Source organism: Streptomyces griseoaurantiacus (genome assembly GCF_036189845.1).
In the GTDB taxonomy this organism is placed as follows: Bacteria; Actinomycetota; Actinomycetes; order Streptomycetales; family Streptomycetaceae; genus Streptomyces; species Streptomyces griseoaurantiacus.
The window spans coordinates 1129459-1148304 of sequence record NZ_CP108326.1; the positions used below are offsets into that span (position 1 = coordinate 1129459).

An 18846-nucleotide genomic window follows, 5' to 3' on the forward strand; every position below is an offset into this window, starting at 1 on the left:
TGCCTCAGGGAAGCCGTACGCCGAGTGCCGTCTGCACCAGCGCGGCGTGGAGCTTCACCGCGAGACCGGCGATCTCCTTCGTGCGGGCCTCCGCGTGCGCCCGCGTCTGCGGGTTGCGGTGGCGGCGCAACGGAGCCACCACCTGGTCGACCAGGCCGGCCTCCCGGTCGGCGGCGGCCTTCATCACCCGAAGATGCCTCGGCTCGATGCCGAACCGCCCCAGCTCCACCACCAGAGTGGCCACGGTCGCGGCCTCGGCCTCGTACGTGCCGTCCGGCAGCGGAGCCAGCAGGCCGTACGCCTCCCACTCCGCGAGCTGCTCCTCGGCCATCCCGGCCTCGGCGAGCAGGTCCTCACGGCAGATGCGGGCGGTGGACGCCTCCGGCTCGGCGAGCAGGTCCTCCAGCCGCTCCCCGCCGGCCGTCTCGCGCGGCCGGCCCGGGAAGGGGATGCGGACCTCCTCGCCGCGCTCCCTGGCGTCGAGGTGCTCCCGGATCACCTTGAGCGGCAGGTAGTGGTCCCGTTGCATCCGCAGGACGTGCCCGAGGCGCTCCACGTCGGCTGCGGTGAACTTGCGGTACCCGGACGGGGTCCGCCGCGGCTCGACGAGCCCTTCCGCCTCCAGGAACCGGATCTTGGAGACGGTGACCTCGGGGAACTCCTCGCGCAGCACGTTGAGGACCGTGCCGATGCTCATCAGTTCGCGGTCCGCGGCGGCGGTGCCGCTTCCGGCACCGCCACTCGGTGTGTGAGGCATGGGCCTTCCCCGGTCTCTCCCCGGGCCCGGGGCCCGGGGAGGCTCAGATGCCCCGCTGGCTCGCGTAGAAGACCAGCCGGTACTTGCCGATCTGCACCTCGTCGCCGTTGGCGAGCGCTACCTGGTCGATGCGCTCACGGTTGACGTAGGTGCCGTTGAGGCTGCCGACGTCGGCGACCGTGAACGTGCCCTCCGGCGTGCGGCGGAACTCCACGTGGCGGCGCGAGACCGTCACGTCGTCCAGGAAGATGTCGCTCTGCGGATGGCGGCCCGCCGTGGTCAGCTCGCTGTCCAGCAGGAAGCGGCTGCCCGAGTTGGGGCCCCGGCGCACCACCAGCAGCGCCGAGCCGAGCGGCAGCGCGTCCACCGCGGCCTGCGCCTCGGGCGACAGCATCGGCATCTGCGTCTGACCGGTGGTCTCGGAGTCGTACGCCTCGAGACCCGAGATGGAGATCGTGGACGTCGTCTCCGAGGGACGCTCGGGCACCGCGCCCGCCCGCAGCGGCGCGCCGCAGTTGGAGCAGAAGCGGCTGTTCTCCGCGTTGCGGTTGCCGCACCTCGAACACACCAGGGCCGACATGGACGGATCCTCCTGACGCGGCTGCCCACCAGGGGCTTGGGACGCGTACGGGTCGGAGCCGAATCCTCCACCCGCACCCGAGGTCGACGGATCCCCGAAACCTATGCGTCCGGAACCGGCAGGGTCAACAGACGACGCGCCCTGACCTCCTGAAACGTCACCGCCCGCGACCTGATCGCGGAAGAGCGGGCGCTCCGCTTCCTGCGGCTGTGCGCGATGACGGGCGGTGGCGTTCTCGCTGCCCTCTCGCGCGCTCTTGCCGAACAACTTCGCAAACAACTTCACGGGCGATTCCCCTTGACCGAAACAGACCCGCCCGTGGGGCAGGACGAACCCTGATTGAACACACCGGTCGACCCGGACATCCTCACAACGTCCGTATCCACCAGACAGTTTCCACCACGCACCCGCCATTCGGTGCGCCGACCCCCCGCAAGCTCATGCCCTCGCCACACGCTCCCCATGCGCCCCGGCCTCACTGGGAGGACGACCGAGCGTAGTCAGGCCGCTCCGGGGCTCGCAAGGCGTCCACGACGATCTTCGTCGAACGCTCCACGGTGACCGTGGCCTGCTCCTTCTCCAGAGTCTGCACCACTCCTCCGGGGATGTTGAGCGCCGGCTCGAGGTCCTGCGGCTTGCCGATGACCTTGAAACGATAGGGACCGTTGATCTTGTTCCCGTCGACGGCGATTCCCTTGCCCGAGTCCGCGAGATAGGTGTCGGCGACCACCCGCACGTCGTCGAGCTGGATGGCCTCCGCACCCGCCGCACGCAACTCCTGGATCGCGTCGAGCAGCATGTCCGCCTCGACCTTCCCCTTCGTGTCCACGACGGTCACCGTGATGCCGGGTCCCTGCGCGGCCACCGTGCCCGCCAGGATGCCGAGTTGCTTCTCCTTCCGGGCCGTCTGCTTGCGCGCCTCCTCCGCCCGGTCCGAGCTGTTCTCCAGCTCGTCCCGCTGGTCCTCGAGCCCTTGCTTCTCGTCCTCAAGACGCTGCGTGCGGTCGTCGAGTTCATCGAGGATACGGACCAGGTCCTCCTGGCGGGCGCCGCGCAACGCGCTGTCGCTGTCGCTGTTGGAGGCGACCTGGACGGCGAGACCGAAGCCGAGGCCGAAGAGGAGCAGCGCGACGATGAGTTGCGCGCGGGTCAGCCGCGGCGGCCACAGTCCGTTCAGCAGCCGTTGACGGCCCGTCGCCGGCGGCTCGGCGGCGTCGCCGCCGGGCTCCGCCTCCGGTTCCGGCTCCGAGGGCGTGCGCACCGTCCGGGGCGGCGGCGTGTACGGCGCCTGCCCGGTCCCGGCGGGCGCGGTACGGACTTCCTGGGGCAACTCCGCGCGCAGGCGCTGCGGGGCGACCCCTGGAACGTCGCGCGACGTCCGCTCACCCGTGTCCGGGCGGTCGGCGCCCCCGGCGGGCGGTTCGCCCTCGCGGGCCGCCTCGCGCCTCTCGTTCTCCTCGCTCATCGGCCTCACGCCCGGAAGACGTGCCGGCGGATCGCGGCGGCGTTGGAGAAGATGCGGATGCCCAGGACGACCACGACGCCCGTGGAGAGCTGGGCCCCGACGCCCAGCTTGTCGCCCAGGAAGACGATCAGTGCGGCGACGACCACGTTGGACAGGAACGACACCACGAAGACCTTGTCGTCGAAGATGCCGTCGAGCATGGCCCGCAGCCCGCCGAACACGGCGTCCAGCGCGGCGACGACCGCGATCGGAAGATACGGCTCGACGGCCACGGGCACCTCGGGCCGGACCAACAGGCCGGCCACGACTCCCACGACGAGGCCCAGTACGGCGATCACGATGTGCCCTTCCCGGTGTTCTCGGTGCTCGGTTCAGCTGTTCGTACGATCACGCTCGGCGCGGCGGGCAGCTTCAGGTCCGCTTGCGCGGAGATGGCCGTGCGGATCCCGTAGTTCTCCTGCAGGGCATGCAGATACAGTCCGTCGGCACTGTCCTGGAACCTGCGGCTCAGCCGCTCGCCGTCCCCCACCGCGAGCACCGTGTACGGCGGCACCAGCGGCCTGTTGTCGACAAGTATGGCGTCCCCGGCCGCCCGGATCGCCGAAAGCGCGGTCAGGCGCTGCCCGTTGATGCTGACGGCCTCCGCGCCGGACTGCCACAGCCCGTTGATCACGCGCTGCATGTCGCGGTCCCGCAGCCGTCCGGTGTCGGAGAAGCCCGCGGTCTGACGCGGGTCGCCGTTGCCGCCGACGGAGGCCTCCTTGGCGTCGTCGACGACCAGTTTGACGCCCGGACCGTGGACCTCGACCGCACCCGACAGGATGCCCACCAGATCGGTGCCCTCGCCGCCCCCGGACTTGAGGGCCTGCCGCTGCCGGGCACTCACGTCGTCCCGCAGGGCGTCGACCTTGGTCTCCAGCTTGTCCGCGGCCTCGGTCTCACGGTCGATCCGGTCGATGAGTTCCTGGCGTTCCTTGGCCACCGTGGGCGCCGCGACCCGGGCCTGGGCCGCGCCGACGGTCACCACCAGCGCCGCGAGCACCAGTCCGGCCGCGAGGCCCAGTCGGGCGCGCACCGTTTTCGGCATGCCGCCTGCGCCCTCGGCCCGCCTCCTGGCGGCGGCCTCGGCGTAGCCGTCGTCGAGGCTGTGATCCATGACGTTGGTGAGCAACGACATGGAGGCGTCCGGACGCGAGGGACGCGTCACCGTCCGCCGAACGGGGGGTGGCTGCGGCATGCCGCACATCGTCGCACGTCGTCCGCCATACCTCCGAATGGCCCCACCCGCGTGCCGGACAGGCACCCTTGGGGGTACTTGTCCGGCACGCGCGTGTACGCGTGCGGTGGGTGCGGCGGGTTCCGCTCACACCCTCCGGCGGCGGGTCAGCGGCCCGCGCTGTCGACGATCGCCGACCACTCGTCGAGCAGGGCCTGGGCGGAGGCGTCGTCGGGGCCCTCCGCCCACAGGTGCGTGACGGCCTCGGCCGGGTCGGGCAGCACCATCACCCAGCGGCCGTCGCTCTCCACCACCCGCACACCGTCCGTGGTGTCCACGGAACGGTCACCGGCGGCCTCGACGACCCGGCGCATCACCAGGCCCTTGACGGCCCACGGGGTGGCCAGGTCGCGCTTGAGGACGTGCGCCCGCGGGATGCGCGCGTCGATCTGGCTGAGCGTGAGCTGCGTCCGCGCCACCAGTCCGATCAGGCGGACGAAGGCGGCCGTGCCGTCGAAGACGCTGCTGAACTCCGGCACGATGAACGCGCCCCGGCCGTCGCCGCCGAAGATGGTCTGGTCCTCGCGCCCGACCCGGGTGAGGTCGTCGGGCGAGGTCGTCGTCCATTCCACCTGGGTGCCGTGGTAAGCGGCCACCTGCTCGGCGATGCGTGTGGTGGTCACCGGCAGCGCCACCCGTCCGCTGCGCCGCTCGGCGGCGACGAGGTCGAGCATCACCAGCAGGGCGCGGTCGTCCTCGATGATGCGGCCCTTCTCGTCGACGAGGGAGAGCCGCTCGCCCACGGGGTCGAAACGCACACCGAAGGCGGCCCGCGAGGAGGCCACGATCTCCCCGAGGCGCACCAGCCCGGAGCGCCGCATGTCCGCGGTCTCCGTCGGCCGGGACTCGTCGAGGCCCGGGTTGATGGTCAGCGAGTCGACGCCCAGCTTGCCGAGCAGGCTGGGCAGCACCAGGCCGGAGCTGCCGTTGGAGGCGTCCACGACGACCTTCAGTCCCGACTCGGCGACCCCGGTGGTGTCCACGTTCCGCAGCAGGGACCCGGTGTACGAGTCGAAGACGCTCGACGGGAAGTGCAGGTCACCGATCTCACCGGGGAACGCACGCCGGTACTCCTGGCGCGCGAACACCCGGTCGAGCTTGCGCTGGCCCCCCTGGGAGAGGTCCGCGCCCTGGCTGTCGAAGAACATGATGTCGACGGAGTCGGGCACCCCGGGCGTCGTCCGGATCATGATGCCGCCGGCGCTGCCTCTCGCCGTCTGCTGCCGGGCAACGGGCAGCGGCACGTTCTCCAGGTCGCGGACGTCCATGGCGCTCGCCTGGAGTGCCGAGATGACGGCCCGCTTGAGCGCGCGCGCACCGCGGGAGTGGTCACGGGCGGTGGTGACGGTCGAGCCCTTCTTGAGGGTCGTCGCATAGGCACCGGCCAGCCGCACGGCGAGTTCCGGGGTGATCTCCACGTTCAGGACGCCGGAGACACCTCGGGCCCCGAAGAGATGGGCCTGCCCCCGGGACTCCCAGATCACCGAGGTGTTGACGAAGGCGCCCGCCTCGATCGTCTTGAACGGGTAGACGCGCACATTGCCCTGAACGATCGATTCTTCACCGATCAGGCACTCGTCACCGATGACCGCGCCGTCCTCGATGCGGGCCGCCCGCATGATGTCGGTGTTTTTGCCGACCACACACCCGCGCAGGTTGCTGTGCTGCCCGATGTAGACGTTGTCGTGGACGACGGCCTTGTGCAAGAAGGCGCCGCTCTTGACGACCACGTTCGACCCGACGACGGTGTGCTCCCTGATCTCGGCGCCGGCCTCGACCTTGGCGTAGTCACCGATGTACAGCGGGCCCCGCAGTTCGGCGTCGGGGTGCACCTCGGCTCCCTCGGCCACCCAGACCCCGGGCGAGATCTCGAAGCCGTCGAGTTCGACGTCGACCTTGCCCTCGAGCACGTCGGCCTGCGCCTTGACGTAGCTCTCGTGGGTGCCGACGTCCTCCCAGTAGCCCTCGGCGACATAGCCATAGATCGGCTTGCCCTCCTTCATGAGCTGCGGGAAGACGTCACCGGACCAGTCGACGGACACGTCGGCCTCGACGTAGTCGAAGACCTCCGGCTCCATCACGTAGATGCCGGTATTGACGGTGTCGGAGAACACCTGCCCCCAGGTCGGCTTCTCCAGGAAGCGCTCGACCTTGCCCTCTTCGTCCACGATCGTGATGCCGAATTCCAGCGGATTGGGCACACGCGTCAGACAGACGGTGACAAGGGCGCCCTTTTCCTTATGGAAGTTGATCAGATCGGTGAGGTCGAAATCCGTCAGGGCGTCACCCGAGATGACGAGGAACGCGTCGTCCTTCAGGGCCTCTTCCGCGTTCTTGACGCTGCCCGCGGTACCGAGCGGCTTCTCCTCGTTGGCATAGGTGAGCTCCATGCCGAGCTCTTCGCCGTCACCGAAATAGTTCTTGACCAGAGAGGCCAAGAACTGCACGGTGACCACAGTCTCGTTCAGCCCATGCCTTTTGAGCAGCCGTAGCACGTGCTCCATGATCGGGCGATTCGCCACGGGCAGGAGCGGCTTGGGCATGCTCGAGGTCATGGGGCGAAGGCGCGTGCCTTCGCCTCCGGCCATCACGACGGCCTTCATGTCGGAAGCGTCCTCCTCAAGAGACGACGGTTGGCCGACTTCACCCGTCCTGATTGTCCCGCACAATTACGACGCGGGCCAACGAGCCACCTCAGGCCGTACAACCGGCGAGCTCAATCGGCCATGGCGTCCGCACGGACAAGGCGGCGGACTTGTACCACGTAGAGGACTCCTGCCCACCAATACAGGGTTGTACCCCACCCTGCGAACGCCCATCCGAAAATGGCTGCGAGTGACGGGAGCCATCCGCTTCCGTCACTGAGCAGAAGCAACGGGAAGGCGTACATCAGGTTGAAGGTGGCCGCCTTGCCCAGGAAGTTCACCTGCGGCGGCGGGTAGCCGTGCCGCCTGAGGATGCCGACCATGACCAGCAGGACGAGTTCCCGCGCCAGCAGGACGAGGGTGAGCCACAGTGGCAGGATCTCGCGCCAGGTGAGCCCGACGAGCGTCGACAGGATGTACAGACGGTCGGCAGCGGGGTCGAGCAGCCGGCCCAGGCTGCTGATCTGGTTCCAGCGCCGGGCGAGTTTGCCGTCGAGGTAGTCGCTGATGCCGCTGAACGCCAGCACGAGCAGCGCCCAGCCGTCGCTCTCGGGGCCGCCGAACTCGGGCCTGAGGATCAGCCACAGGAAGAGCGGTACCCCGAGGAGTCGCGCCATGCTGAGGATGTTCGGGATGGTGAGGACCCGGTCGGTCTGAACGCGGGTCTCCTGGACCTCCACCCGGGGGCCTCCTGAGGAAATGTGCCGACGATGCCACCTGACCCTACCCGCCCGGATCGAACGGCGGAGCGGAGGGGTGGCTCGACGCGGAGGTCGGTACGGCCGGCCCGCGGGCCTCGCATTTCCGGCAAGCGCTTGAAAACAAGAAAGCCCCCGTGCCAATGGCACGGGGGCTTTCTCCAATATTTGTTCGGCGGTGTCCTACTCTCCCACAGGGTCCCCCCTGCAGTACCATCGGCGCTGTAAGGCTTAGCTTCCGGGTTCGGAATGTAACCGGGCGTTTCCCCTACGCTATGACCACCGAAACCCTAATGGTTTCGAGCGAACAAGCACACTTTTCAAACGAAAGTAGCGTTCAGCTCTCTGCCGACAACTGTTCGTTGTCTCAGAACTGACACAGTGGACGCGAGCAACTGAGGACAAGCCCTCGGCCTATTAGTACCGGTCACCTCCACCAGTTACCTGGCTTCCAGATCCGGCCTATCAACCCAGTCGTCTACTGGGAGCCTTACCCCATCAAGTGGGTGGGAGTCCTCATCTCGAAGCAGGCTTCCCGCTTAGATGCTTTCAGCGGTTATCCCTCCCGAACGTAGCCAACCAGCCATGCCCTTGGCAGAACAACTGGCACACCAGAGGTTCGTCCGTCCCGGTCCTCTCGTACTAGGGACAGCCCTTCTCAAGACTCCTACGCGCGCAGCGGATAGGGACCGAACTGTCTCACGACGTTCTAAACCCAGCTCGCGTACCGCTTTAATGGGCGAACAGCCCAACCCTTGGGACCGACTCCAGCCCCAGGATGCGACGAGCCGACATCGAGGTGCCAAACCATCCCGTCGATATGGACTCTTGGGGAAGATCAGCCTGTTATCCCCGGGGTACCTTTTATCCGTTGAGCGACGGCGCTTCCACAAGCCACCGCCGGATCACTAGTCCCGACTTTCGTCCCTGCTCGACCCGTCGGTCTCACAGTCAAGCTCCCTTGTGCACTTACACTCACCACCTGATTACCAACCAGGCTGAGGGAACCTTTGGGCGCCTCCGTTACCCTTTAGGAGGCAACCGCCCCAGTTAAACTACCCATCAGACACTGTCCCTGATCCGGATCACGGACCCAGGTTAGACATCCAGCACGACCAGACTGGTATTTCAACGACGACTCCACCCGAACTGGCGTCCGAGCTTCACAGTCTCCCAGCTATCCTACACAAGCCGAACCGAACACCAATATCAAACTGTAGTAAAGGTCCCGGGGTCTTTCCGTCCTGCTGCGCGAAACGAGCATCTTTACTCGTAGTGCAATTTCACCGGGCCTATGGTTGAGACAGTCGAGAAGTCGTTACGCCATTCGTGCAGGTCGGAACTTACCCGACAAGGAATTTCGCTACCTTAGGATGGTTATAGTTACCACCGCCGTTTACTGGCGCTTAAGTTCTCAGCTTCGCCACCCCGAAGAGTGACTAACCGGTCCCCTTAACGTTCCAGCACCGGGCAGGCGTCAGTCCGTATACATCGCCTTACGGCTTCGCACGGACCTGTGTTTTTAGTAAACAGTCGCTTCTCGCTGGTCTCTGCGGCCACACCCAGCTCACCGTGCAAGACGGCTCACCAGACATGGCCCCCCTTCTCCCGAAGTTACGGGGGCATTTTGCCGAGTTCCTTAACCATAGTTCACCCGAACGCCTCGGTATTCTCTACCAGACCACCTGAGTCGGTTTAGGGTACGGGCCGCCATGAAACTCGCTAGAGGCTTTTCTCGACAGCATAGGATCATCCACTTCACCACAATCGGCTCGGCATCAGGTCTCAGCCTTAATGAACGGCGGATTTACCTACCGTCCGGCCTACACCCTTACCCCGGGACAACCACCGCCCGGGATGGACTACCTTCCTGCGTCACCCCATCACTCACCTACTAACCGCTTGGGCCGGCGGCTCCACCACTCCCCCTCACTCCGAAGAGATCAGGGGCGGTTTCACGGCCTTAGCATCACGATGCTCGATGTTTGACGCTTCACAGCGGGTACCGGAATATCAACCGGTTATCCATCGACTACGCCTGTCGGCCTCGCCTTAGGTCCCGACTTACCCTGGGCAGATCAGCTTGACCCAGGAACCCTTAGTCAATCGGCGCACACGTTTCCCACGTGTGAATCGCTACTCATGCCTGCATTCTCACTCGTCAACCGTCCACAACTCGCTTACGCGGCTGCTTCACCCGGCAGACGACGCTCCCCTACCCATCACAGCCTCCGTTGGGAGTACATGCTGCAATGACACGACTTCGGCGGTACGCTTGAGCCCCGCTACATTGTCGGCGCGGAATCACTAGACCAGTGAGCTATTACGCACTCTTTCAAGGGTGGCTGCTTCTAAGCCAACCTCCTGGTTGTCTCTGCGACTCCACATCCTTTCCCACTTAGCGTACGCTTAGGGGCCTTAGTCGATGCTCTGGGCTGTTTCCCTCTCGACCATGGAGCTTATCCCCCACAGTCTCACTGCCGCGCTCTCACTTACCGGCATTCGGAGTTTGGCTAAGGTCAGTAACCCGGTAGGGCCCATCGCCTATCCAGTGCTCTACCTCCGGCAAGAAACACACGACGCTGCACCTAAATGCATTTCGGGGAGAACCAGCTATCACGGAGTTTGATTGGCCTTTCACCCCTAACCACAGGTCATCCCCCAGGTTTTCAACCCTGGTGGGTTCGGTCCTCCACGACCTCTTACAGCCGCTTCAACCTGCCCATGGCTAGATCACTCCGCTTCGGGTCTTGAGCGTGCTACTCAAACGCCCTATTCGGACTCGCTTTCGCTACGGCTACCCCACCCGGGTTAACCTCGCAACACACCGCAAACTCGCAGGCTCATTCTTCAAAAGGCACGCAGTCACGAGAACAAGGCAAGCCTTGCTCCGACGCTCCCACGGCTTGTAGGCACACGGTTTCAGGTACTATTTCACTCCGCTCCCGCGGTACTTTTCACCATTCCCTCACGGTACTATCCGCTATCGGTCACCAGGGAATATTTAGGCTTAGCGGGTGGTCCCGCCAGATTCACACGGGATTTCTCGGGCCCCGTGCTACTTGGGTGTCTCTCAAACGAGCCGCTGATGTTTCGACTACGGGGGTCTTACCCTCTGCGCCGGACCTTTCGCATGTCCTTCGCCTACATCAACGGTTTCTGACTCGTCTCACGGCCGGCAGACCGTAAAAGAGAGATCCCACAACCCCGCACACGCAACCCCTGCCGGGTCTCACACGCATACGGTTTGGCCTCATCCGGTTTCGCTCGCCACTACTCCCGGAATCACGGTTGTTTTCTCTTCCTGCGGGTACTGAGATGTTTCACTTCCCCGCGTTCCCTCCACACTGCCTATGTGTTCAGCAGCGGGTGACAGCCCATGACGACTGCCGGGTTTCCCCATTCGGAAACCCCCGGATCAAAGCCTGGTTGACGACTCCCCGGGGACTATCGTGGCCTCCCACGTCCTTCATCGGTTCCTGGTGCCAAGGCATCCACCGTGCGCCCTTAAAAACTTGGCCACAGATGCTCGCGTCCACTGTGCAGTTCTCAAACAACGACCAACCACCCACCACCCCACCCCTAAGGGCGAGTTCACTGGGGCCGGCATCCCGAAGACCCAGCCTCACGGCCATGCCCTCAGACACCCAACAGCGTGCCCGACCAGAACCCGTCCGAAGATCATGCGTTCCACACTCCGAAGAGCAGTACTAACAGCCTCCGACCCGAACATCCGGCCGAGTAGTCAACGTTCCACCCATGAGCAACCAGCACCGGACATTCGCCGATGTACTGGCCTCTGGACTGCCGAAACAGCCTAGAAGTGCTCCTTAGAAAGGAGGTGATCCAGCCGCACCTTCCGGTACGGCTACCTTGTTACGACTTCGTCCCAATCGCCAGTCCCACCTTCGACCGCTCCCTCCCTTGCGGGTTGGGCCACGGGCTTCGGGTGTTACCGACTTTCGTGACGTGACGGGCGGTGTGTACAAGGCCCGGGAACGTATTCACCGCAGCAATGCTGATCTGCGATTACTAGCGACTCCGACTTCATGGGGTCGAGTTGCAGACCCCAATCCGAACTGAGACCGGCTTTTTGAGATTCGCTCCACCTCACGGTATCGCAGCTCATTGTACCGGCCATTGTAGCACGTGTGCAGCCCAAGACATAAGGGGCATGATGACTTGACGTCGTCCCCACCTTCCTCCGAGTTGACCCCGGCGGTCTCCCGTGAGTCCCCAACCTCCGAAGAGTTGCTGGCAACACGGGACAAGGGTTGCGCTCGTTGCGGGACTTAACCCAACATCTCACGACACGAGCTGACGACAGCCATGCACCACCTGTACACCGACCACAAGGGGGGCACTATCTCTAATGCTTTCCGGTGTATGTCAAGCCTTGGTAAGGTTCTTCGCGTTGCGTCGAATTAAGCCACATGCTCCGCCGCTTGTGCGGGCCCCCGTCAATTCCTTTGAGTTTTAGCCTTGCGGCCGTACTCCCCAGGCGGGGCACTTAATGCGTTAGCTGCGGCACGGACAACGTGGAATGTTGCCCACACCTAGTGCCCACCGTTTACGGCGTGGACTACCAGGGTATCTAATCCTGTTCGCTCCCCACGCTTTCGCTCCTCAGCGTCAGTATCGGCCCAGAGATCCGCCTTCGCCACCGGTGTTCCTCCTGATATCTGCGCATTTCACCGCTACACCAGGAATTCCGATCTCCCCTACCGAACTCTAGCCTGCCCGTATCGACTGCAGACCCGGGGTTAAGCCCCGGGCTTTCACAACCGACGTGACAAGCCGCCTACGAGCTCTTTACGCCCAATAATTCCGGACAACGCTTGCGCCCTACGTATTACCGCGGCTGCTGGCACGTAGTTAGCCGGCGCTTCTTCTGCAGGTACCGTCACTTTCGCTTCTTCCCTGCTGAAAGAGGTTTACAACCCGAAGGCCGTCATCCCTCACGCGGCGTCGCTGCATCAGGCTTTCGCCCATTGTGCAATATTCCCCACTGCTGCCTCCCGTAGGAGTCTGGGCCGTGTCTCAGTCCCAGTGTGGCCGGTCGCCCTCTCAGGCCGGCTACCCGTCGTCGCCTTGGTGAGCCATTACCTCACCAACAAGCTGATAGGCCGCGGGCTCATCCTGCACCGCCGGAGCTTTCCACCACCCGACCATGCGGTCAGTGGTTGTATCCGGTATTAGACCCCGTTTCCAGGGCTTGTCCCAGAGTGCAGGGCAGATTGCCCACGTGTTACTCACCCGTTCGCCACTAATCCCCACCGAAGTGGTTCATCGTTCGACTTGCATGTGTTAAGCACGCCGCCAGCGTTCGTCCTGAGCCAGGATCAAACTCTCCGTGAATGCTTCCGGGTAATCCCGGTAACACACACGAGAGCGGAACAGCCGGGCGGAATAAGCCCAGCCGTTCACAGCGTCCTCGCTGTGTTTTCTTCAAAGGAACCTCGCCCCAGCAGATGCCGGAGACGGGGTATCAACATATCTGGCGTTGACTTTTGGCACGCTGTTGAGTTCTCAAGGAACGGACGCTTCCTTCGTACTCACCCGAGAGACTCTCTCAGGCTTTCCTCCGGGCGCTTCCCTTCGGTGTTCTCAACTCTACCAGCGTTTTCCGGGGCTTTTGACCACTGTCCTGCGGGAACGCAGGAAGCGACCCCGGAAATAGGATCTGGTGAATTGATTACTGCCGGGTGAGGGCGCTTGGCCACGCCGCATCGCCCCCAGCAGGAGTTCAATTCTACAGCGGTCCGTCGAGGAGGTGCAAATCGATTGCCCTGCCCTCCTGGGCGCCCGACCCGCTCGTCTGCTGCGGAACCCGTACCTCCCATGACATACGCTGCTGTCCGACCCGTCGAACCGGGCATCCGGCCAACGGCGGACCTGCGGTTCTTGTACGTTTCCACCCCTCGGGAGGCCCCCCATGACCACCGTCTCGTCCCCTCTCGCAGGGCGCGCGATCGGACTCCTCGCGGTACCCGATCCCGTCTTCTCCCAGGCGATGGTGGGGCCCGGCACCGCCATCGACCCCGTGCGTGAGCCCTCGGAGGCGACCGCCCCTGTCGACGGTGTCGTCGTCTCGCTGCATCCGCACGCCTTCGTCGTGGTGGACGGGGACGGGCACGGCGTGTTGACGCACCTGGGTATCGACACCGTTCAGCTCAATGGCGAGGGCTTCGAGCTCCTCGTCAACAAGGGCGACACCGTGACGCGCGGCCAGGCCGTCGTCCGCTGGAATCCGGCGGCCGTGGAGGAGGCCGGCAAGTCCCCGGTCTGCCCGGTCGTGGCGCTGGAGGCCACGGCCGAGTCCCTGTCCGCCGTCCGGGAGAGCGGGGACGTGGCGGCCGGCGAGCAGCTGTTCTCCTGGCAGTGATCTCGAAGCCGTCCCTGGCGGCGCGGAAATTGGACGAGCGCGGCGGTGGTACCCGCCGTACGAGCGGAGACGGTTGACATGGAAGCAACGCTGCGAGGCGTCGGTGTGAGCCACGGTGTGGCGATCGGCGAGGTACGGCACATGGGTACGGCGGTGCTGGAGCCGCCGGCCAAGCAGATACCGGTGGAGGAGGCGGAGCGCGAGCAGGGGCGCGCCCGTCAGGCGGTGGAGGCCGTCGCGGCGGACCTCAACGCGCGCGGCAACCTGGCGGGGGGTGACGCGCAGGCCGTGCTGGAGGCGCAGGCCATGATGGCCCGGGACCCCGAGCTGATGGCCGACGTGGAGCGCAGGATCGCGGTCGGCAGCACGGCCGAGCGTGCCGTGTACGACGCCTTCGCCTCCTACCGTGCGCTGCTGGCCGGTGCGGGTGAGTACCTGGCGGGCCGGGTCGCCGACCTCGACGACGTGCGCAACCGTATCGTCGCGCGCCTCCTCGGGGTGCCGATGCCGGGTGTCCCGGACAGCGACCGGCCGTACGTGCTGATCGCCCGGGACCTGGCGCCGGCCGACACCGCGTTGCTCGACCCCTCGCTGGTTCTCGGTTTCGTCACCGAGGAGGGCGGGCCGACCAGCCACAGTGCCATCCTCGCGCGTGCGCTGGGGGTGCCCGCCGTGGTGGCGCTGCCGGGCGCGGGCGAGATCGCCGAGGGCACGGTGATCGCCGTGGACGGCAGCACCGGTGAGATCTTCGTCGAGCCGGACGAGGAGAAGAGGGCGCTGCTGGAGGCCGCGGCGGCCGAGCGGCGGGCGGCGCTGGCCGCGTCGACCGGGCCGGGCGCCACCTCCGACGGTCACAAGGTGCCTCTGCTCGCCAATGTGGGCGGGCCCGCGGACGTGCCGGCGGCGGTGGAGGCCGGGGCCGAGGGCGTCGGGCTGTTCCGCACCGAGTTCCTCTTCCTGGACGACAGCGAGAACGCGCCGTCCGAGGAGAAGCAGGTCGAGGCCTATCGCCAGGTCCTGGAGGCCTTCCCCGAGGGCCGGGTCGTGGTGCGGGTGCTCGACGCCGGTGCCGACAAGCCGCTGGACTTCCTGACTCCCGCGGACGAGCCGAACCCGGCGCTGGGCGTGCGGGGTCTGCGCACCCTGCTGGACCACCCCGAGGTGCTGCGCACCCAGCTCACCGCACTGGCCAGGGCGGCCGAGGGACTGCCGGTGCATCTCGAGGTCATGGCCCCGATGGTCGCGGACCGCGCCGACGCCAAGGCGTTCGCCGATGCCTGCCGTGACGCCGGCCTGCGGGCCAAGTTCGGGGCGATGGTCGAGATTCCCTCGGCCGCGCTGCGGGCCCGGTCGATCCTTCAGGAGGTCGAGTTCCTGTCGCTGGGTACGAACGACCTCGCGCAGTACACGTTCGCCGCCGACCGGCAGGTGGGCGCCGTGTCCCGGCTGCAGGACCCGTGGCAGCCCGCGCTCCTCGACCTGGTGGCGCTGGCGGCCGAGGCGGCCGAGGCCGAGGGCCGGAGTTGCGGGGTCTGCGGTGAGGCCGCCTCGGATCCGCTGCTGGCGTGTGTGCTGACCGGTCTGGGGGTCACCTCCCTGTCGATGGGTGCGGCCTCGCTTCCCTATGTGCGGGCGACGCTGGCGAAGCACACGCTGGCCCAGTGCGAGCGTGCGGCCTCGGCGGCGCGGGCGGCGGACACCGCCGAGGAGGCCCGTGAGGCCGCTCGGGCGGTGTTGTCCGGCGAATAGGGCGAGCAGGGCACGGCACGCGGTGCCGCGCCGGAGTCGAGGGGCGCTTCACCCGCGGGTGGAGCGCCCCTCGTCGTGTCCGGGCGGCGGGTGTCAGTGCGGGTGGCCGGGCAGGCCGATGTCGCCGAGGTCGGGCGGTGCGCAGTAGTCGACGCCGGACTCCGGGGAGAGGAGGTCGCCGGAGACGGCGTCGGTGCAGTAGGCGTCGAAGACCTCGGCCGCGGTGAGCGGCGCCAGGCCGCCCTCGCGCAGGCGCCAGCCGTGGACCCGGTCGGGCGCGCCCGGGACGCTGCCACGTACGACGAGGCCGCCGGGGCTGTCGGTGGCGAGGCCGAGGGCGAGGACGGTGGTGAATTCGAGCGCCTCGGTGTCGTCCAGTCGCGGGGTGCCGTCCGGGTCTTCGTGGGTGCGCAGGACGGCGAGGAGGGGTTCGGGCTGGGTGGCGACGCTGCAGACGAGGTGGCGTGCTCCGGCGGCCGGGGCGGCGAGGATACGGGAGAGCAGGGCGGAGGCGTGTGCCAGGGCGGCACGGCCGATGTCCTCGCCGCAGCCGGCGCAGGGGCCGAGGGCGGCCAGGGCGGTGGCGGCGTACTCCCAGGTGGCCTGGCGTACGGCCTCGTCGACGAGGTACGGGACGAGGTCGGACAGGGGCTGGCCCTCGTAGGGAACGGCGGGGCCGGTGAGGGCCAGCCGGGCGGTGAAGCGGGTGCGGCTGGCCGGGGCGTCGGGGTCGAGGCCGTTCTCGGCGCAGTACTCGGCGTAGTCCTCGGGGTCGAAGAGGGCGACGGTGGTGTGGCTGCCCTGGTCGGCGAGGGTGCGGAGCAGGATCTCCACCTGCCGCAGGTAGGTGGAGTGGTCGTCGAAGGCGAAGGTGCGGTAGCGGCGCATGGCGCCGAAGTCCTGCTCGTCGGCGAGCAGGCCGATGGTTCCGGCGATCTCGCGGCGCAGTACGCGTCGCATGGTCTCGTTGCGGGTGTCCCCCATGATGTCCCCCTGTGGCTGCGTGACGGCGCGCGGAGTCGCACACCGTGAGCACGGTCGCTCCATGCTCACTCACAGTAACGGGAGGCACTGACATCGCCCCCGGGCTCGCGCGTGCGGCTCGGAGCAGGGGGTGGCGGCGCTGGACGGCCGTGATGCGGCGGCCGTCCGGCGGCGTGTGGGAGGGTCAGGCGCGTTTGCGGGCGAGTTCCTCGTAGAAGTGCAGCAGGTCGAGGTTGTCGATCGAGCCGGGGTTGACCGCCTTCTCCAGTGGGGTGCCCTGGAGAAGGCGTTTGACCGGGACCTCGATGCGTTTGCCGGTGAGGGTGTGCGGGACGCCGGGGACCTCGATGATCTCGTCGGGGACGTGGCGCGGTGAGAGCTGTTCGCGGATGGCCCGCTTGACGCGGTCGAGCAGGGCCTCGTCGAGTTCGGCGCCGGGGGCGAGGTGCACGAAGAGCGGCATCCAGTAGCCACCGTCGGGCTGTTCGATGCCGAGGACGAGTGATTCCCGGATCTCCGGGAGGCGTTCGACGACCTCGTAGATGTCGGCGGAGCCCATGCGGACGCCCTGGCGGTTGAGCGTGGAGTCGGAGCGCCCGTGGATGATCACCGAGCCGCGGGAGGTGAGGGTGATCCAGTCGCCGTGGCGCCAGACTCCGGGGTAGACCGAGAAGTAGCTGTCGCGGTAGCGGCTGCCGTCCGGGTCGTTCCAGAAGCGGACGGGCATGGAGGGCATCGGGTTGGTGACGACGAGTTCGCCGACCTCGTCCACCAGGGGGTCGCCGTTCGGGTCCCAGGACCGCAGGTCGGTGCCGAGGCAGGGGGCCTGGAGTTCGCCGATGTACACCGGGAGCGTGGGGACGGCTCCGGCGAAGCAGGAACAGACGTCGGTGCCGCCGCTGACGGAGGCGATCCACAGGTCGGCGCCGCTGTCGGCGAACTCGTCGTGGAGCCAGCGGAAGCCGTCCGGCGGCAGGGGGGAGCCGGTGGTGGCGACGCACTTCACGCGGGAGAGGTCGTGGTCGCGGGCGGGGTGCGCGCCGGCCTTGCGGCAGGCCATGACGTAGGCGGCGGAGGTGCCGTACAGGGTGGCGCCGGTGCGTGCGGCGATCTGCCACTGGGCGTCGACGGCGGGGTGTCCGGGGCTGCCGTCGTAGAGGACGATCGTGGTGCCGGTGAGCAGGCCGGAGACGAGGAAGTTCCACATCATCCAGCCTGTGGACGTGTACCAGAAGAACACGTCCTCGGGGCCGAGGTCGCAGTGCAGGCCGAGCTGTTTGAGGTGTTCGAGGAGGATGCCGCCCTGGGACTGGACGATCGCCTTGGGCAGTCCGGTGGTGCCCGAGGAGTACAGGACCCACAGGGGGTGCTCGAAGGGGACCTGCTCGAACTCGGGTTCCGTGTCGGCGGCCGTCAGGGCCGCCCAGTCCAGGGCGCCCTCGGGGGCGTCCGTGCCGAGCAGCGGGATGTGTACGAGGGCGCGCAGGGTGGGCAGTTCGCGGCGGAGTTCGGCGACCGTCTCCCGGCGGTCGTGCTCCTTGCCGCCGTAGCGGTAGCCGTCGACGGTGAACAGGACGACGGGTTCGACCTGCTGGAAGCGGTCCAGGACGCTGCGGGCGCCGAAGTCGGGGGCGCAGGAGGTCCACACGGCGCCGACGGCCGCGGTGGCGAGGAAGGCGACGGCGGCCTGCGGGATGTTGGGCAGGTAGCCGCTGACGCGGTCGCCGGGGCGCACGCCGAGGGCACGCAGTTCCGCGGCCAGGGAGCCGACCTGCCTTCGCAGTTCGGCCCAGGTGACCGGGCGCGGGACCTGGGTCTCGTCGACGGCCAGGAGGGCCGGTTCGTCCGGGCGGGTGGCGGCCGCGCGCAGGGCGTGCTCGGCGTAGTTGAGCCTGCTGCCGGGGAACCATTGCGCGCCGGGCATCGCGCGGTCGCCGAGGACCCGCGTGGGGGGCGTGGAGAAGCGCACGTCGAACCACTCGGTGACGGCCGTCCAGAAGGCCTCGGGCTCTGCCACGGACCAGCGGTGCAGGGCCGGGTAGCCGCCCTCGGCGGGGGCCTGGTGGCGCTCGGCCGCCCAGGACTGGAAGGCCGTGATCCGGGCCTGGGCGATGCGGTCCTCATCGGGCCGCCAGAGCGGCGAGGGGTGCGCTGAGGTCATGGGGCGGCTCCCGGGCTGTACGCGTCGTGTGCGCGCTCGCGCGCGGGTGGGGTGCGCGGCACGCGGTGACACGGACGATGCCATGTGATCGACTTCCGCACCAGGGTGCGCCGCAGGGCGTCGGCCACGTGAACATGTCCTTCCCC

At 67.1% G+C, this 18846-nt stretch carries 11 protein-coding genes and 3 rRNA genes; 2 read left to right on the plus strand and 12 right to left on the minus strand.

The features are described 5' to 3' along the window. Window positions 1–4: 4 nt before the first annotated feature. From ftsR to OHB09_RS05150, 10 genes are all read right to left on the minus strand, one after another. A complete protein-coding gene (ftsR, locus tag OHB09_RS05105) occupies window positions 5–757 on the minus strand; it encodes a transcriptional regulator FtsR (protein WP_006144118.1) in 753 nt (250 codons plus the stop codon). A 43-nt stretch (window positions 758–800) separates the two neighbouring features. Beyond that, window positions 801–1751, minus strand: a complete 951-nt coding sequence (locus OHB09_RS05110) for an FHA domain-containing protein (protein WP_078631320.1) — start codon at window positions 1749–1751, stop codon at window positions 801–803. A gap of 61 nt (window positions 1752–1812) precedes the next feature. Continuing rightward, window positions 1813–2802, minus strand: a complete 990-nt coding sequence (locus OHB09_RS05115; RefSeq protein ID WP_191889563.1) for a DUF881 domain-containing protein — start codon at window positions 2800–2802, stop codon at window positions 1813–1815. Between the two features lie 5 nt (window positions 2803–2807). After that, on the minus strand, window positions 2808–3140 hold the full coding sequence (locus OHB09_RS05120) for a small basic family protein (RefSeq protein WP_006144114.1): 333 nt from the start codon (window positions 3138–3140) through the stop codon (window positions 2808–2810). Beyond that, window positions 3137–4039: a DUF881 domain-containing protein gene (locus OHB09_RS05125; protein ID WP_191889562.1), complete on the minus strand. Its 903-nt coding sequence runs from the start codon at window positions 4037–4039 to the stop codon at window positions 3137–3139. The genes OHB09_RS05120 and OHB09_RS05125 overlap by 4 nt, the downstream gene beginning before the upstream one ends. Window positions 4040–4185: 146 nt before the next feature. Further along, complete coding sequence (locus OHB09_RS05130; protein ID WP_167796078.1) at window positions 4186–6681, minus strand: mannose-1-phosphate guanyltransferase; 2496 nt, start codon at window positions 6679–6681, stop codon at window positions 4186–4188. 113 nt (window positions 6682–6794) lie between these two features. Beyond that, window positions 6795–7403: a CDP-alcohol phosphatidyltransferase family protein gene (locus tag OHB09_RS05135; RefSeq protein ID WP_006144111.1), complete on the minus strand. Its 609-nt coding sequence runs from the start codon at window positions 7401–7403 to the stop codon at window positions 6795–6797. Window positions 7404–7591: 188 nt separating this feature from the next. Further along, window positions 7592–7708: ribosomal RNA gene (rrf, locus tag OHB09_RS05140) — 5S ribosomal RNA — on the minus strand. 110 nt (window positions 7709–7818) lie between these two features. Then, window positions 7819–10942, minus strand: a 23S ribosomal RNA gene (locus tag OHB09_RS05145). Between the two features lie 313 nt (window positions 10943–11255). Next, window positions 11256–12779, minus strand: a 16S ribosomal RNA gene (locus OHB09_RS05150). The 16S, 23S and 5S rRNA genes sit together here, the layout of an rRNA operon. A 577-nt stretch (window positions 12780–13356) precedes the next feature. Here OHB09_RS05150 and OHB09_RS05155 point away from each other — a divergent pair. Further along, window positions 13357–13806 carry a PTS sugar transporter subunit IIA gene (locus tag OHB09_RS05155; RefSeq protein WP_006141489.1) on the plus strand — a complete coding sequence of 150 codons (450 nt, stop codon included), beginning with the start codon at window positions 13357–13359 and terminating at the stop codon, window positions 13804–13806. A 78-nt stretch (window positions 13807–13884) separates the two neighbouring features. Continuing rightward, entirely contained in the window at window positions 13885–15555 is a 1671-nt protein-coding gene (gene ptsP / locus OHB09_RS05160) for a phosphoenolpyruvate--protein phosphotransferase (protein WP_040895993.1), read from the plus strand. A 93-nt stretch (window positions 15556–15648) separates the two neighbouring features. On the opposite strand, the gene OHB09_RS05165 is transcribed toward ptsP, so the two are convergent. Together OHB09_RS05165 and OHB09_RS05170 are read right to left on the minus strand one after the other, a co-directional pair. Then, window positions 15649–16539: a hypothetical protein gene (locus tag OHB09_RS05165; RefSeq protein WP_234528529.1), complete on the minus strand. Its 891-nt coding sequence runs from the start codon at window positions 16537–16539 to the stop codon at window positions 15649–15651. Window positions 16540–16723: 184 nt separating this feature from the next. Continuing rightward, window positions 16724–18700: an acetoacetate--CoA ligase gene (locus tag OHB09_RS05170; protein ID WP_328729799.1), complete on the minus strand. Its 1977-nt coding sequence runs from the start codon at window positions 18698–18700 to the stop codon at window positions 16724–16726. Between the last annotated feature and the right edge of the window lie 146 nt (window positions 18701–18846).

What these genes read in the sequence shown, in the direction of transcription:
- ftsR (WP_006144118.1), bottom strand. Translation starts at nt 757, where the DNA reads ATGCCTCACACACCGAGTGGCGGTGCCGGAAGCGGCACCGCCGCCGCG.
- OHB09_RS05110 (WP_078631320.1), bottom strand. Translation starts at nt 1,751, where the DNA reads ATGGCGGGTGCGTGGTGGAAACTGTCTGGTGGATACGGACGTTGTGAG.
- OHB09_RS05115 (WP_191889563.1), bottom strand. Translation starts at nt 2,802, where the DNA reads ATGAGCGAGGAGAACGAGAGGCGCGAGGCGGCCCGCGAGGGCGAACCG.
- OHB09_RS05125 (WP_191889562.1), bottom strand. Translation starts at nt 4,039, where the DNA reads ATGCCGCAGCCACCCCCCGTTCGGCGGACGGTGACGCGTCCCTCGCGT.
- OHB09_RS05130 (WP_167796078.1), bottom strand. Translation starts at nt 6,681, where the DNA reads ATGAAGGCCGTCGTGATGGCCGGAGGCGAAGGCACGCGCCTTCGCCCC.
- OHB09_RS05155 (WP_006141489.1), top strand. Translation starts at nt 13,357, where the DNA reads ATGACCACCGTCTCGTCCCCTCTCGCAGGGCGCGCGATCGGACTCCTC.
- ptsP (WP_040895993.1), top strand. Translation starts at nt 13,885, where the DNA reads ATGGAAGCAACGCTGCGAGGCGTCGGTGTGAGCCACGGTGTGGCGATC.
- OHB09_RS05165 (WP_234528529.1), bottom strand. Translation starts at nt 16,539, where the DNA reads ATGGGGGACACCCGCAACGAGACCATGCGACGCGTACTGCGCCGCGAG.
- OHB09_RS05170 (WP_328729799.1), bottom strand. Translation starts at nt 18,700, where the DNA reads ATGACCTCAGCGCACCCCTCGCCGCTCTGGCGGCCCGATGAGGACCGC.